Genomic DNA, 14,186 nt, shown 5'->3' on the forward strand with positions numbered 1-14,186 from the left:
CTCGGTAGAGTTTCGGCTATGGATAACCCGGTGAAGGTGCGCCGCGCCCGCGTTGAGGATGCTGCCGAGATGGCGCGCGTGAATGTGTTGTCGTGGCGTGAGACGTACCGCGGCGTGATGGCGGACAGCGTCCTGGACGATCCGGGATTGCCCGCCGCCCGGGAACGGTTCTGGACGGTAGCGCTCAGCGATGAGCGCTACCGCGCCAACCGCGTCGCAGTGGCCGAGCGCGACGGCGAGGTGATTGGGATCGCGATGGCGGGCCCCCCGCAGAGCCCCGGCTTGCAGTGGGGCACCCACCTGTATGTGCTGTACGTTGTTGCTGCTGCGCACGGGACCGGCGCCGGCGCCGCCCTCCTGGATGCCGTCGTCGGCCCTTACGATTCGGCAGCGCTCTGGGTGGCCGATCCGAATCCCCGGGCGCAGGCCTTCTACCGCAAACACGGGTTCGTGGCCGACGGGACCGTGAATGTGGAGGACGGCGTGCGCGAGCTCCGCATGGTCCGCCTTTCCGGTGCGGACCTTTCTTCCCAACCGCCTAAACATGGTGAAGGCACCGCGTAGCGACACCCCAGATGACCAGGTCCGCCAGGGCCGGGACGCGGATGTCCGGGTAGGCGGGGTTCTCGGCCTGAAGCACGACGCCGGTGCCCGTGATCCGCAGCCGCTTCACCGTGAGTTCCCCATCCAGGACCGCGACGACGACACAGCCGTCGCGCGGTTCGAGGGCGCGGTTGACGATCAGTTCGTCGCCGTCGCTGATGCCGGCACCCTCCATGGAGTCCCCGGACACCCGCACCACATACGTGCTGGTGATGTCCTTGATCAGGTGCTGGTTCAGGTCGATCCGGCCGTCAAAATAGTCCTGCGCCGGCGAGGGAAACCCCGCCGCGACGGGCACAGGGGAGATCAGCACCGACAACAAGGAAATGCCCGCATCTAGCACACGGGGACCCACGATTACGCCCACAACACACCTTTATTCGAATATATGTTCGATTCATTCAGTGTAGCGCCAGGGGCCGACAAAGAGCAGAAGTGGGCATTCGCATTAGATGCAGGATGTGCTGACTGTGGCCTATTTGACGAGCCGGAGGCGGTGTTTGAGGGGTTAGGTGGCCGTGGGCAGGGCACCAGGACCAGAATGGTCCCTTCAATCGTTCTTGTTCTTGCCCTTGCCCTCGTTGCCTTTTCCCTGCTGCGGCTCAGGGGCGGGCAGCGGCGCAGGGGCTACCTGGGCTGGTGCGGTGCCTTCCTGTGTCAGTGCAGCCTTCGTCGCGGATTCGGCGTCAGCTTTGGCTTTCTCGACCTCGGCTGCTTCCGCGGCGGCGGCAGCAGCCGCCTTCTCAGCAGCCATTGCAGCCTCAGCGGCGGCGTCAACAAGGCCAGCGAGATCGGCCTGCAGTGCGGCCGCGTTGGTCATGATACTTCGGCGCCGGTCCTCGGATATACGGCCGCTGCGGGCCGCAAATTCAACTTCTGCTTGCAGGTTGTTTAGACGTGTGAGCGCGGTGGCGTGGTCATTCACGGCCGCAGCCTGGGTCACGCCGAGCACAAGTTCCTGGAGACGGTGGGCGGTGTCGCGCTGCAGCCCGGAATCGGAGATACCGCAGCCGACGAGTCCGCACACAAGCAAAAGGGCTGCGGCGAAACGGGCTCCGTGTGCTCGGCAGCGCTGACCTCGGGAGTGACGGCCCGTCATGGTTGCACGCTCTTTTGAAGTTCCTGGAGGTGGTCTCCCAGTGTGCCAGTGACCACAGGGTAGGTCGCGACGCCGGAAGGGGACGGAGGGGCCTGGCTTGCGGTAAGTGCGACTACTCCTCCTGCCAGTCCAAGAAGGACCAGGATGGCCATGGGGAGTGCCAGCTTTTGTCCCTTCCGGGAGGGGCGGCGTGTTTCTCGAGGAGTGCCCGGTTTGGGTACGTCGGCTCTTGTCAACGACTGGGTGGCCTCGGAGGAAGCATTGGACTTGGAGCGTCCTTTGGTTGGGCTGGCTGACCAGTTGGGGGAGGGCGGTCCTGCAGTGATAGATGGCGCCCTGAACGGCCTGGCTGGCAGTACGCGGATGGTTTCGCGTGCAAGTTCACCGGGGGTGGATGTCGGGGAGACAAGGGCCTGCCGCAGGGCCGCCTCGATGTCGGCGGATTTGGGGCGTTCAAGCGGATCCATAGCGGTCATCGAGCGGATCAGGTCGGCCCACCCGGCTGGAAGGTCCTGGGGAATGGTCGGTGCACGGTAAAGTCTGGCCACGGCGGATTCCACAGCGCTGCCGGGGTACTCCGTTGCCTGTTTGATGCATTCAAGCAGGACCAGGCCGAGCGAATAGATATCTGTGGCGGGACTCAGCGGGGAGCCCAGGGCCTGTTCGGGGCTGAGATACGCCGCAGTGCCGACCATTGCTCCGGTGACCGTGAGGCGTGTTGAATCGGCGATTCGTGCGATGCCGAAATCGGTGACTTTCGCCCGCACCGGTTCCCCGGGGCGGGTCTGCACCAAGAGGATGTTGCCGGGCTTGATATCACGGTGAATGATCCCGAGACCGTGGACGTAGGAGAGCCCGTCAGCGATCCCGGCTCCGATGACGGCGAGTTCGTCCAATGGGACTGCGCTGTGTCGGATCCGGCTGCGCAGATCCTGTCCCTCAATGAGTTCCATCGTCAGGAACGGCCGGGGCTCATCCGGGATGCGGATGTCGATGCCGGTATCGAACAACGTGACAAGACTGGGATGGTTCAGGGTTGCCAGCAGCATGATCTCAGCTTCCTGGCGTTTGAGTTCGTCCGCGTCATGGGGCTGGGGCGCGAAGAGCTTCAGCGCTACGTCCCGACCCAGGTTTTCATCCTTGGCCCGGTAGACGGAGGACATCCCACCGCGGCCAATCACCTCGCCCAGCCGGTATCGTTCGCCGAGCACTTCACTGCTGATGGAGCTCGACGATTCCGCCACTACGCGTTCCTTCCGATGCATTTGCGGCACACTGTATATCTCAGATCATAAGCCCCCTTACTATATGCGAGTCTCGGGACGCCATTCGTCACCCACAAGGAAGGCGACAGGAAAGGAGTCAGCGAAGGGCCCGCGCGGAGACCTGGAGCCGCATGTCCTGAGAAGGAGCCATAGTGGCAAAAGACTCTGGAAAGTGGGGCCCGTCCGGCGTAACCTCCGGGAATGCCGGCATGCCCGGAAACAAGGATCGATGAACGGCTGGCCAGGTGGGGGTGGCGCGGATGTCAACGGTGACTCCGGAGCAAGGTAACGGCGGCAGGCAGCGGAAGGGTTCCCCGAAGTTCCGGCAGGCCCTGGCGATCACAGGAATCATCGCGGCCGTCGTTGGCGGAGCCGCGGTCTTCAACAGCCTGTCCGCAAGCTCGCAAGGGCACAACCAACAGCAGGGCCAGGCCGGAAAACCCGTCCCCACCGGTCCGGTGTGCGAGGTGGCAGACCGTGCGTCATTGGTGCCGGCAAACGGGCAGTTGTTTGGTGTGGACCTGGACTGGCATGCCAAGGCCCTGGCCCAATATTCGTTCGAGCTTGGGCATAAACCAGCGGTAACCGTTCTTTCCTCCGAATTTCCCTATGACACGGAGGACAAGGCCGTCCTCCAGCGCGATGTTGTGCAGATCCGCGCCCACGGCCACATGATGCTGCTGACGCTGGAGCCCTTGAACGGGCTCTCAGAGGTCACTCCCGACTCCGCGAAGGCCCTGGCGGCAGACCTCGCAGAGTTCAATAACGACGGCGTCCCTGTCATCGTGCGTTTTGGCCAGGAAATGAATGGCTCCTGGTATCCGTGGTCCCAGCAGCCGGCCCAATACACCGCAGCTTTCCGGACCCTGGCAGACGCCGTCCACACGGGTGCGCCGGGTTCGGCGATAATGTGGGCACCCAGCTATGGCGGCGGGTACCCGTACGCCGGCGGGCAGTTCGAAGCCAAAGCCGGGACCCCGGAGTTCGCCGCGCTGGATACCGACGCGGACGGCGCCCTGACCACCAGCGACGACCCCTACGCCCCTTACTACCCGGGGGACGACGCCGTGGACTGGGTGGGCATGTCCGTATACCACTGGGGTGCCGTCTACCCCTGGGGCGAAAACGAACTCCCGGAGGCCAACAAGTTCGCGGATCAGCTCACCGGAAACTACGTGGGCGACAGCCCTGAAGACGCCCTTCTTCCGGACTTCTACCAGGTCTACGGGGTGGCCCACGGCAAGCCCGTCGCCATCACGGAGACCGCCGCACTCTTTGTCCCGGGCGCCGGGGGAGCGGACGAACTTGCCATCAAGCAGGCCTGGTGGGGCCAGGTCTTCGGCCAGGCAACGGCTGCACGTTTCCCTCAGCTGAAGATGCTGACCTGGTTCGAATGGGACAGGGAAGAGCCCGATGTCACCGGCAGGGTGGACTGGACCGTCACCAACGCCCCTGCCATCCGTGACGCGTTCAAGGCCGCCCTGCCGGGCTGGCTGCAGTTCGGTCCGGCCGGGTCCTGCCGACCACGCGGCTGACGCTTGTTAGGTGTCAGCCGATGAACCGGCCCGCAATCCTCTACGCGGGCTCCACCCAGTAGCGGCGTTTGCCACCGCGGGTGTCCTCGTAGACGCCGCCGTTCCTTTCGATGGTCGCACGGGAACCGGCGTTGTCCTCGTCGCACGTGATGAGTACCCGGGAGATCCCCAGGTCCCGGGCTACCGGGAGGGCTGCGGCCAGCGCGGCCGACGCGTGGCCGCGGCGCCTCGCGGAAGGCCTCACGCTGTAGCCGATGTGCCCGCCCTGGTTGAGGAGGTGTTCGTTCAGCCCGTGCCGGATGGCCATCGAACCAAGGAATGTGCCGTCTTCCACCATCCAGAGGTAGGTGCACGGAACGAGCCCCGGCTTCCGCGGGCTTTCCGGCAGCGCGTCGATGACGAGGGCGTCCACGAACCGCTGGAAGGTGTGGGCATCTTTGAGCTCTTCCAGGGGCCAGCCATCCGCACCCGCGCCGTCCTGCCGGGAGCCGTCAAATTCTGCGGCTCCTTCCAGCCAGGAGGAATGAAAACGTACGTCCGGAGCAATAAGGAGAGGCATCACAGAATCGTATTCGAAGAAGAGGCGTTTTCCTTTTACTTCTTGCCTTTCTTGGGCTGAAGGTACTCCAGCAGAAGATAGGTGGTCTGCCTGGAACACTTGATGATCGGGCGGAGGTGCTCCGTCGCCAGCCTGGGCAGGACCGTGACGGGTTCGTTGTCCCGGGTTTCGTCCCGGATGGCCAGCTCGAGGTCGAACGCAAGTCCTGCCAGGCGTTCCGCGCCCACCATCTGGCTGGAGGTCTTGAGGCTGAGGACCGCGTCCAAGGCGCCGGTCAGGTCCCCTGTGGTCAGGGCCATGCGCAGCTTCTCGGTCCTCTGGGGAAGGGCATCAATGAAGTTCTGCACGAACACCTTCCAGACCCCTTCATCGTCGTCGAGCTCTTCGCGCAGCCGGCTCAGTACGGACGGATCAAGGAGGGGCGCGACGCTGCCGTCACTCTGCGTCATGGCCGTCCTTCCCGTGACCCATTACCGCTTCATCCCTGGAAATGGGTGGCGGGCGGGCCGCCGGGAAGATCCTTCAGAATGGTGTCCGCGATCACCCGGGCCTTGACGTTCCGGTGGCTGGAAGCCCTGGTGAGGATGTTGAAGGCGTCCTCGTAGGAGCAGCGGTTCTGCCCCATGATGACCCCGCATGCGACGTCGATGGAGGTCCGGCCCTCCATGGCCGCGCGCAGGTGGCCGGCTGTGGCAAGGGCGGCCCTCATCTCGGTCGCCATCAGGAAACTTTTGCCGGCAAGGTTGCTGAAAGCCACGACGTCGGCGAGGACAGTCGGGGTGAACCCCGTGGTGTTCCCGGCCAGGAACGTCAGCGCCGCCGCGCATCCGGGCTCACGCGCCAACGGAACAGAAACCACAGACCGGTAGCCGGCGTCCCGGAGCGGACCCCAATACCGGGGCCACCGCGGATCCCTGGACGAGTCGTTGACGATGACCGCCAGCCGTCCCCTCATCGCCTGCGAGACAGGGCCGTCCCCGTGGTTCTGATCCAGCCTGGCAAGGCCCGCTGCACCGTCGGAGGTGCCCACGGTGAGCGGTGTCTGTCCTGGGCGCGCCAGCGATACGGCGCAGTCCAGATCGGAGGTGGAATCGTCTGCGAGGGCCGACACCGCGGCAGAAGCCAGGAGGCGGAGCGATTCGGGCTCACTGTCGGCGCGGAAATCCAGCAGGAATTCTGAACGCCCGTGGGTTCCGGCATTGCTCCAGAGCTCACGGATGCCACCCCGGGGGAAAGCCTTCCCGGACTGGCCATCGGCCCCGGGCAGCCGGCGGGCATAGCTTGTGCGTAGTTCCGAACTCATTGACCCGCCCCCCGAAAGTCGTTGCTCATGAAGTCCCGCGGTAAGCAAAGACGCTACGTCGCAGGGGCGGGGGAAAGCATCAGTAGTGTGTACTCGATTTTTCAACTCCCCGACACTCGGCAGGGGTAGCCGGTTGAGGCAAAGTCAGGTATTCAGTTCCAGCATGAGGGCCGGCAATTGGTCGGCCAGCTCGCGGGCCAGGAAGCCCATCGGGCCCAGCCTGCTCGCCAACCTGTCGGCGGCCGCGGCGTGGAGGTGGCTGCCCCAGCAGGCTGCCTGCGCGTCGGTGGTGCCGCGGGCGCGGAGGCCCGCGATGGCGCCTGCCAGGACATCGCCGCTGCCCGAGGTTCCCAGCCCGCCGTAGCCCGTGGTGATCTCCCACAGCGAGGCGTCTTCCGGCGCGCCGGAGTCCGCGGGCCCGGAGCCCGCGGCGTCGCCTCCGGGCGGCCTGGCGACCATTCCCTGGCAGCTCACCACGGCGCCGTAGCGGCGGGCGACCTCGACGACGTCGGCCGTCAGGTCAGCGACGTCCCGCCCCAGCAGCACCCCGGTTTCCGTGGGGTTGGGGGTGAGGATCAGGCGGCCCCGCCACGGGTCCAGCCGGTCCTCAAGCTGGGGCAGGCAGCCCAGGGCGAAGGCGTCCAGGATGATCGCGGCGCTGTCCGAGACGGAAACAGATGCGTCCCGCAGCAGGGCAGCCAGCAGTTCCCTGGTGAGGTCAAGGTTGTCCAGGCCCGGCCCGACCAGCAGGGCGTCGCAGTTCCCAAGGTCCGCGGAAACCCGGTCCAGCCCTTCCGGTCCCAACGAGCCCTGGGCATTCTCCGGGAGCCCTGTGACACCGGCTTCGGGCAGGGCCACAGCCAGCTGCACCGCCACCGATTCCGGCACTGCCATGACCAGCTTCCCGGCCCCGGCGCGGAGGGCGGCGGTTCCGGCGAGCAGCGCGGCGCCGGGCGTGGACCGGGCGCCGCCGATCACCAGGACGGAGCCGCGGGAGTACTTGTCTTCCCCAGGTGCCGGAAGCGGCCAGCCGCGCAGCAGGGAAGGGGTGACCGGGGTGGCGTTACTGCGGGTGGACACTGGCATCTCCCGCGTGCTCGGTGACCTCCACACCCTGCTCCCTCAGGTGGTCGGCCACGTTGAAGCTGTCCAGTGTCCACGGGCCCGCCCCGTCCGGGCGAACATACCTGGTGATGGAGGCGTTCAGGATGGTGGTGCCGGCGGCCAAATCCAGGAGCTCCTGTTCGCTCATGCCTTCCAGCACGTACCGGCACAGCAGGATCAGCGCATCGTGGCAGACCAGCATGACGCGGTGGCCTGAATCCAGGCTGTTCAGTTCGCTGAGCACCGAACGCAGCCGCAGCACCACGTCCGCCCACGATTCGCCGCCCGGCGGCCGGTAATAGAACTTGCCCAGCCACCGCCGTCGTTCTGCTTCTTCAGGCAGCCGCTGCTCCACGCCGTAGCGGGTGAGCATGTCAAGGATGCCCAGTTCACGGTCCCGCAGCCGCTCGTCCGTCCGGACGGTGACCGGCCAGCGCGCGGTTTCCACGGCGATCTCCGCCGTCTGGCGGGCGCGGGCATACGGGGACGACACCACGGCGTCGGGCCTTAACTCCTCGGCGATCCCGGCCAGTGCCTTGCCCAGCGCCAGCGCCTGGTCCTGCCCGGTGCCGGAGAGGGTGACGTCGGCATCCCGGGCGGGCACCGGAATCATCTCGGCGCCGGCCAGCGTGGCCTCCGTGGCCGCCACGTTTCCCTGGCTTTCGCCGTGCCGGATCAGGATCAGCTCCACCGCCCCGGCTTCCCGGACCGCCTGCGTCATTCCCTCGTTTTCCATCAGCGTTCACCCTCACGTCCGCGTTCAGCTCCATGCCGGAGGCAGGTGCATCACTAGTGGGTTACCCACCTGTGGGGGAAAAATAACGGACGACGGCGGCGCCTGCCCCGGGGAGCGCGGCATACGGCGCGTTTTACGGCACGGCGTACTGGCCGATCGTGCCGTCCCTCAGCGCGGCCCCCACGGCGTTGACGCCGCCGTAGTCCGGGAACAGGACCGACTGGCCGGCGACGAAGCCCGGGCCCGCGGTGGGCAGGGTCATGGTGCCGATCGCGTTCACATCGAGGTTCCGCAGGCTGTAAGCCAGCATGGCAACCTGGACGGGATCGAAACCCCTGTCCACGGTCAGGCAGCAGGCGGCGAACCCTGCAAGCGAGCGGACGGCGTTGACATCGTTCAGGGCCCCGCCGGCGGTCAGTTTGGCCAGGATGGCCCGGAGCATGATCCGCTGGTTCTGGACCCGCTGGTAGTCGCCGTCGGCGAATGCGTAGCGCTCGCGGCTGAACTCCAGGGCCGCCTGGCCGTCCAGATGGTTCACGCCGGCAGAAAATACATGCCCGGTATCGTGCGTGGACTGGAACGGGAAGGGCACGTTCACATCGATTCCGCCCAACCCGTCCGTGAGGCCTTTGAAGCCGTTGAAGTCCAGCATCAGGGTGTGGTCAACACGGATGCCCAGCAGTGACTGCACTGTCCGCGTCACCATGTGGATGCCGCCGATCTGGAGGGCGGAGTTGATCTTCGATCCGCCGTAGTCGGGGATTTCCACCCACGTGTCACGCATGATCGAGACGACGTAGAGGGTGCGGCGGTCAGCCGGGACATGGACCACCATCAGCACATCCGCGCGCTGGTCCTGGGCCTCGCCGGTCGCCGTGGTGTGGGCCTCCTGGTCCCGGGCGTTGGCGCGGCTGTCACTGCCGATCACCAGGATGTTCATAGCCTCGGCCGGGAGGTCCGGGATCGGTTCGGGCGGCGGCGGGGCAGCAGGGGCCGGCGGGGGCGGCGGCGTCTCCGACGGGGTGGGCGTCGGCGTCGGCGTTTCACTCGCAGTCGGGGCCGGGGCGGCAACCTCAGCGGCCGGGCGCGTGAAGATCAGGGCGGAGACGCCGACGACGGCCACGAGTACCAGCGTCAGCACCAGTGCGAGGACCTGCCGGCGTTTCAGCCCGAGTATCAGCCCGGTTTTCGGCCCGCCCGGAGCCGCGGGCTCGGGGCCGGAACGGCCTGGACCGATGGGATCATGACTGCCTGGGCTGCTCACCATGACTTAGTGTCCGCCCACGGGCCGGGTTGTGGCTACATCAGGGCCTGTGTCGTTTCCGCAACATTTCCACAAGAAATGACGGCGGGGGAAATGACGACGGCGGCGGGACGGGTCCGGTGGGATGGTCCCGCGGGGTGCCGGGCACGGCAGTCCGCGTTGTTCACGCTCAGGGCAGTTCGCGTCTGAGCACGTCCTGGAGGGCGGTGTTGGGCCGGCCCGGTGGGCCCGTGCCGGTGAGATAGAGCCCCATCTGCGTGCCGTGGTATTCCCAGTAGGCGAAGCTCAGGTTGTTCTCCTCCAGAAGGCTGAGTACGTCGGTGACCCACCGGTCTCCGCCCTTGCCCTCGATCTCAAAGGCCTGCCGGACTGTTCCGAATTCCATGACGGACATCGGGACGTTGTGCTCGATTCCGAACTTCACGTGCTTGGCCATTTCGTGGGCCAGGTAGCTTTTGTCCCGTTGGAGGAACCCGTTGCCCGGGGCTCCGGGCGATGGGGCGTACACGTCCAGCTGAAGGCCGATCCGCGGGGCCGTACCTGCCGAAGGTGCAATATCCTGTCCCCGCATGAAGCCCTGGACACGGTACTGGTTGCCGGGTGTCACCTTGAACAGGTGTGAATGGTTGCTCCATCCGTGGATGGCGGCGGCATCCGGGGCGTTGCCGATGGAAATGCTGCCGTCATCCCGGTACCCGCTGGTGTCCCGTTTGAATTTCACCGGTGCCGCCGGCTCACCGCCGTAACTCCACTGGTGCCAGTCCCGCGTTCCGTCCCTGCTCAGCTGGTCATCGACGATTTTGCGGAGTTCGGTTCCGTCCGGGCCGTACTCGGTCACCCTGATCGAATCGAAGGTGGCCGTTCCGCGCATCCCTCCCTGGGCGGTAGCCAGTGGCATGGCCGCCACCGCGGTGGGGTTGCTGATGGTGACCATACCGCTGTCATACGGTGCCCAGTCCGAGGTGCCCAGTGGCAGGGCCGGGGTGCTGATGCGGCTTCCGGTCAGCAGAACCCTTTCTCCGGTCTGGAGGATCACGTCCGGATCCGGGTACCGGCCACCGTCCCGGATGGGCCCTTCCACCCAGGATGCAAACTGGTGGGTGTATTTGATCGGCTCGTAGAAATGGAAGTCGTACACCACGTTCTTGTCGTCAACCAGGAAGTGCTGATCGGTCCCTGCAGGCACGTGGCGGCCATTGAACCTGTAGACCCCGCCGATGACGAGAAGATGGTTTTGGTCCACGGAACGCACCGTGGCCACCAGCTTCCGCGCCAGCTTTTGCCATTGCTGGCCTGTGGCGTCCGTGGTCACCGGTTCGTTCAGCAGGTCGTACGCCGCGATGGCCGGTTCGTCCTTGTAACGGGTGGCGATGCCTCGCCACAGCTCGGCATTCTGCTGCTGAAGCTCGGGCTTGGACCAGATATCGAAACTGACCTGGTCACTGGTGGGGTCCAGCCAGAAGCCACCGATCGGAGTGTGCAGATCAAGGATCAGGCGCATCTCATGTTGCCGTGCCCACGCCACGTTCTGGTCCAGCCATGTGAAGAAGATCTCCGGCGACTCCGTGTACCAGTCCCCTTTGAAGGCGAAGCGGATGCTGTTGAAGCCCAGCTCCTTGGCCCGCACGAAGTCCGTCTCCGAGTGGTGCTGCGAGCCCGGGAGTTCGGCGGCCTTGAGGTTCCGGTGGTACAGGTTGGAGAAGTTCACGGCTTTCAGCCTGACGGGCTTCCCGTCGAGGACGAGGCCCCGTCCGGCAGCACTGACAAAGCCCATGGGAGCGCGGATTGCTGTTGGGGTCCCCGCAGCAGCCCAGCTATTCGCGGGTCCGCTACCTGCGGGTCCGCCATTGCCGTTCCCGGATAGCGTGCACCCGGCAATGATCAGCAACGGGACCACCACCACCAAAACAACCGCCGGCCACCACGGCAACCGCCGCCCGCCATCGTCCCGCCAGGTCCTGCCCCGCGCGGGTCTCTCCGTAGGTGAACCGTTGCTCCCGGGCATCGATTGCTCCCCTGATTGGGCCGTCAGAGCCCCATCTTATTCGCCCCCTGCAGACCGTGTCTCGGGTAAACGGGAAACTGTTACGGGAGTTAAACGCCGGTGTTCACCTCAGCCAGCCGGTGTTTACATCAGGCGGGGAGGTTCACCCGGGCGTGCCGCAGGACGGACACGATCGCGGGCGCCAGTTCGTCTTCCATCTGGCGGTAGATGTCAGGGCTGCGCCGGTAGGGGTCGATGATGTCGTTCTCAGCGGAATCAGCCGGAAGTGACAGGTGCCGGACGGCTGCGGCACGGGCAGGCAACCCGCGCCAGAAGGCGGTGTTGGCACTCAGGGGATCGCCGTCGTCGGCCGCTCCCAGGCGTTGCGCGGCACTGTCCGCACGGTTGTCCAGGACGTCGAGCATGCGGGCGAACTCGCGGATGGTGAAGGTGCGTTTGAGCAGCGAGGCATCCAGCTGGAGGACTTCGCCGCGGTGGCCGGAGGTCATGGTGAGCACCAGGTCCACGCCGCGCAGGATCTTGCTGGTGAGTTGCCGGGAGACGAAGCCGTCCGGGTTCCCGCCGTACGTGCGCACGATGTCGCCGGAGAGGGGTTGCATGGGGTCGCCCACCATGGCCCGGGTTCCGGCGCTGGTCACCACGAAGCCGCCGGGCATCACCTGGTCCAGGCCCGCCTGAAGCAGGCGTTCGGCCACGGGGGAGCGGCAGATGTTGCCGGTGCAGACGGTCAGGATCCTCACTGGTGCGGGTGCAGTTGCGGGGGATGCCACGGAGCTTCTCTTTCCAGCCGGGACGCCGGACCGGTGCGGCCAGACGTATCTTTCAACTTAACACGCCCGCACCCACGATTCCCCCTACCCCCCAAACGCTCTCTCATTTGATGTGGGTTCTCCCGGGACGCTCTCTCACTTGATGTGGGTTTTCCCGGGACGCTCTCTCACTCCCCCTACAGGCGGAGTTCCATGAACACGCTGTTCGGATCCAGCACATAATCCGCGAAGGGCAGGCATTCGGTGAAGCCGTTCCTGGCGTAAAGCCGCCGTGCCGGAGCGAAATACTCCTCGGTCCCCGTTTCAAGGTAGAGGTGCCCGTAGCCACCGCGCCGGGCCTCCGCCAGAATGTGCGTGAGCATCAGAGTGGCGACGCCGCGTCCCCGCGCACTTTCCGTGGTGCGCATGGATTTAATCTCGCCGAGTTTGGCTGATCCGAGTGGGGTGCTGAGGAGTTTGAGCGCGCCGCATCCCAGGAGCTCGCCGTCTTCCCGCGCTGTCCAGAAGCTGATCGACGGCCCGGTCAGTGCCGAATGGTCCAGTGCGTGCACACTTTCGGCCGGCGAGGTGGCGAACATGTCTGCCAGATGCTCGCTCAGGAGTTGGTGGACGTCCTCGCGGGCGGGGTCATCGTGGTCGATTCTTATCACCCGCAGAAATTTACCGGACCCTCTCGCATCAAGTGCCAGAGGGTCCGGTAAATGGTCGCATCTGGTGCCAGAGGGTCCGGTGAAAAGGCGCATCTGGTGCCAGAGGGTCCCGCGGGAGTGTCCCGGGGCAGGGGAGGGTCAGAGGCCCGCGAGCAGCCCCTTCATCTCCACGATCTCCGCTGCCTGGGAGGTCACGATGGCCCGGCAGAGTTCGATGGCTTCAGGGTACTTTCCAGCTGAGATCTCCTGCTCTGCCATGGTGATGGCGCCTTCGTGATGGCCGATCATCTGGGTGAGGAAGAGCCGGACCGCTTCCGTGCCTTCGGCAGCCTTGAGCTTGTTGACGCCGTCCGCGTCCACCATGCCGCCCATCGAGTGGCCGGGCATGGTGGTGCCGTCCATCATTCCCGTGGGCTGGTTCCATTCCTTCAGCCAGCCCGTCATCGTCTCGATTTCGGGTGCCTGGGCGTCCTTGATCCGGGTGGCCAGGCTGGTGACTTCGGCCGGGATGTCCGGCTTGCCGAGCATAATGTCGCTCATCTCCACCGCTTGGGCGTGGTGCGGGATCATCATCCGGGCGAACATGATGTCCGCCTGGTTATGGTCGGCGTTGGCGTCCGGCATCATGCTGGCCATGGGGCTTGAGCTGCCGTGGTTCATGCCGGGCATGCTGTTTCCGCTGGCGGGGCTGGAGCCGGATGTGCAGCCGGCCAGGCCGAGGGAGGCCGCCAGGGCAGCGGCGATCGAAATGCTTCTCAACTTCGTGTTCATTTGAAATGTCCTTCAAGGCGTAAGGGAATGTGCTTGGTTTGAGTACGCGGCGCAGTCCGGTTTACGTACGGCTGATGGACAGTTCGCAGGGCGTTGGTCCTGGGGGCAGATAGGCGTAGGTGCTGAGCCGGTCAGTGCGCGCGCCGTCGACGGCCCGCAGGAAGGTAGCGGCGTCTTGGGGCGCAAACAACGTCGGCGACCCGGTGTTGGCTGAGGGTGTGCAGGACGCCCCGAATTCCTGCGCGTCGTGGCATGAACCCGCGCAGGAGCCGGCCGCCTGGGGATGCTCCTCCGCGTGACCGCCGTCGGCATGCTCCGCGTGGCCGCCGTCGGCATCCTCAGCGTGCGAGTGCCCCACTTCAGCGTGGGAATGCCCGACGGCGGTCCCAACCGCCGCCGGAGCGGCGCCGTCGGCGTGGGTGCTGTGGTTCGCCGTCATCACGTGCATGCCGAAGATCCCGGCGATTACCGCAAGGAGTCCCGCTGTCAGGGCGCACCGCTGAAGGAAGCGTGAAGTGCGAG

At 65.8% G+C, this 14,186-nt stretch carries 16 protein-coding genes; 2 read left to right on the forward strand and 14 right to left on the reverse strand.

From position 1 onward, the window contains the following. Positions 1 to 18: 18 nt before the first annotated feature. The gene (locus AC1MCA_RS14585) at positions 19 to 564 is read left to right on the forward strand and encodes an N-acetyltransferase family protein (protein ID WP_479798526.1); all 546 of its coding nucleotides are present in this window, start codon (positions 19 to 21) and stop codon (positions 562 to 564) included. On the opposite strand, the gene AC1MCA_RS14590 is transcribed toward AC1MCA_RS14585, so the two are convergent. The 3 genes from AC1MCA_RS14590 to AC1MCA_RS14600 form a co-directional block, all read right to left on the reverse strand. Then, positions 539 to 970, reverse strand: a complete 432-nt coding sequence (locus AC1MCA_RS14590) for a LexA family protein (protein ID WP_479798530.1) — start codon at positions 968 to 970, stop codon at positions 539 to 541. The genes AC1MCA_RS14585 and AC1MCA_RS14590 overlap by 26 nt on opposite strands. 183 nt (positions 971 to 1,153) lie before the next feature. Continuing rightward, entirely contained in the window at positions 1,154 to 1,630 is a 477-nt protein-coding gene (locus AC1MCA_RS14595) for a hypothetical protein (protein ID WP_479798534.1), read from the reverse strand. A 68-nt stretch (positions 1,631 to 1,698) separates the two neighbouring features. Beyond that, the gene (locus AC1MCA_RS14600; protein ID WP_479798539.1) at positions 1,699 to 2,967 is read right to left on the reverse strand and encodes a protein kinase domain-containing protein; all 1,269 of its coding nucleotides are present in this window, start codon (positions 2,965 to 2,967) and stop codon (positions 1,699 to 1,701) included. Between the two features lie 260 nt (positions 2,968 to 3,227). On the opposite strand from AC1MCA_RS14600, the gene AC1MCA_RS14605 reads away from it, so the two are divergent. Next, entirely contained in the window at positions 3,228 to 4,502 is a 1,275-nt protein-coding gene (locus AC1MCA_RS14605) for a glycoside hydrolase family 26 protein (RefSeq protein ID WP_479798544.1), read from the forward strand. Between the two features lie 40 nt (positions 4,503 to 4,542). Here AC1MCA_RS14605 and AC1MCA_RS14610 read toward each other — a convergent pair whose 3' ends face one another. The 11 genes from AC1MCA_RS14610 to AC1MCA_RS14660 form a co-directional block, all read right to left on the reverse strand. Further along, positions 4,543 to 5,061 carry a GNAT family N-acetyltransferase gene (locus AC1MCA_RS14610; protein WP_479798548.1) on the reverse strand — a complete coding sequence of 173 codons (519 nt, stop codon included), beginning with the start codon at positions 5,059 to 5,061 and terminating at the stop codon, positions 4,543 to 4,545. A 35-nt stretch (positions 5,062 to 5,096) separates the two neighbouring features. Then, complete coding sequence (locus AC1MCA_RS14615) at positions 5,097 to 5,510, reverse strand: Hpt domain-containing protein (RefSeq protein ID WP_479798551.1); 414 nt, start codon at positions 5,508 to 5,510, stop codon at positions 5,097 to 5,099. Positions 5,511 to 5,539: 29 nt separating this feature from the next. Then, entirely contained in the window at positions 5,540 to 6,364 is an 825-nt protein-coding gene (locus AC1MCA_RS14620) for a GAF and ANTAR domain-containing protein (RefSeq protein ID WP_479798555.1), read from the reverse strand. 144 nt (positions 6,365 to 6,508) lie between these two features. Further along, positions 6,509 to 7,450: an ADP-dependent NAD(P)H-hydrate dehydratase gene (locus tag AC1MCA_RS14625; RefSeq protein ID WP_479798557.1), complete on the reverse strand. Its 942-nt coding sequence runs from the start codon at positions 7,448 to 7,450 to the stop codon at positions 6,509 to 6,511. Further along, a complete protein-coding gene (locus tag AC1MCA_RS14630) occupies positions 7,428 to 8,204 on the reverse strand; it encodes a histidine phosphatase family protein (protein WP_479798561.1) in 777 nt (258 codons plus the stop codon). The genes AC1MCA_RS14625 and AC1MCA_RS14630 overlap by 23 nt, the downstream gene beginning before the upstream one ends. A 133-nt stretch (positions 8,205 to 8,337) precedes the next feature. Beyond that, complete coding sequence (locus AC1MCA_RS14635; protein ID WP_479798563.1) at positions 8,338 to 9,471, reverse strand: LCP family protein; 1,134 nt, start codon at positions 9,469 to 9,471, stop codon at positions 8,338 to 8,340. Positions 9,472 to 9,637: 166 nt separating this feature from the next. Continuing rightward, entirely contained in the window at positions 9,638 to 11,242 is a 1,605-nt protein-coding gene (locus AC1MCA_RS14640; RefSeq protein ID WP_479798565.1) for a glycoside hydrolase family 5 protein, read from the reverse strand. A 359-nt stretch (positions 11,243 to 11,601) separates the two neighbouring features. Continuing rightward, on the reverse strand, positions 11,602 to 12,243 hold the full coding sequence (locus tag AC1MCA_RS14645) for an arsenate reductase/protein-tyrosine-phosphatase family protein (protein WP_479798567.1): 642 nt from the start codon (positions 12,241 to 12,243) through the stop codon (positions 11,602 to 11,604). A 176-nt stretch (positions 12,244 to 12,419) separates the two neighbouring features. Further along, entirely contained in the window at positions 12,420 to 12,893 is a 474-nt protein-coding gene (locus tag AC1MCA_RS14650) for a GNAT family N-acetyltransferase (protein ID WP_479798569.1), read from the reverse strand. A gap of 138 nt (positions 12,894 to 13,031) precedes the next feature. Further along, positions 13,032 to 13,664 (reverse strand): DUF305 domain-containing protein, encoded by a 633-nt coding sequence (locus AC1MCA_RS14655; protein ID WP_479798572.1) that lies wholly within the window; start codon positions 13,662 to 13,664, stop codon positions 13,032 to 13,034. Between the two features lie 61 nt (positions 13,665 to 13,725). Beyond that, positions 13,726 to 14,112 carry a hypothetical protein gene (locus AC1MCA_RS14660; protein ID WP_479798574.1) on the reverse strand — a complete coding sequence of 129 codons (387 nt, stop codon included), beginning with the start codon at positions 14,110 to 14,112 and terminating at the stop codon, positions 13,726 to 13,728. Positions 14,113 to 14,186 lie beyond the last annotated feature (74 nt).

It is taken from the genome of Arthrobacter sp. BK1, from assembly GCF_056680055.1.

Coding starts and splice junctions, on each gene's coding strand:
- AC1MCA_RS14585 (WP_479798526.1), top strand. CDS start 19: ATGGATAACCCGGTGAAGGTGCGCCGCGCCCGCGTTGAGGATGCTGCC.
- AC1MCA_RS14600 (WP_479798539.1), bottom strand. CDS start 2,967: ATGCATCGGAAGGAACGCGTAGTGGCGGAATCGTCGAGCTCCATCAGC.
- AC1MCA_RS14605 (WP_479798544.1), top strand. CDS start 3,228: ATGTCAACGGTGACTCCGGAGCAAGGTAACGGCGGCAGGCAGCGGAAG.
- AC1MCA_RS14610 (WP_479798548.1), bottom strand. CDS start 5,061: ATGCCTCTCCTTATTGCTCCGGACGTACGTTTTCATTCCTCCTGGCTG.
- AC1MCA_RS14615 (WP_479798551.1), bottom strand. CDS start 5,510: ATGACGCAGAGTGACGGCAGCGTCGCGCCCCTCCTTGATCCGTCCGTA.
- AC1MCA_RS14620 (WP_479798555.1), bottom strand. CDS start 6,364: ATGAGTTCGGAACTACGCACAAGCTATGCCCGCCGGCTGCCCGGGGCC.
- AC1MCA_RS14625 (WP_479798557.1), bottom strand. CDS start 7,450: ATGCCAGTGTCCACCCGCAGTAACGCCACCCCGGTCACCCCTTCCCTG.
- AC1MCA_RS14630 (WP_479798561.1), bottom strand. CDS start 8,204: ATGGAAAACGAGGGAATGACGCAGGCGGTCCGGGAAGCCGGGGCGGTG.
- AC1MCA_RS14635 (WP_479798563.1), bottom strand. CDS start 9,471: ATGGTGAGCAGCCCAGGCAGTCATGATCCCATCGGTCCAGGCCGTTCC.
- AC1MCA_RS14640 (WP_479798565.1), bottom strand. CDS start 11,242: ATGGGCTTTGTCAGTGCTGCCGGACGGGGCCTCGTCCTCGACGGGAAG.
- AC1MCA_RS14655 (WP_479798572.1), bottom strand. CDS start 13,664: ATGAACACGAAGTTGAGAAGCATTTCGATCGCCGCTGCCCTGGCGGCC.
- AC1MCA_RS14660 (WP_479798574.1), bottom strand. CDS start 14,112: ATGCACGTGATGACGGCGAACCACAGCACCCACGCCGACGGCGCCGCT.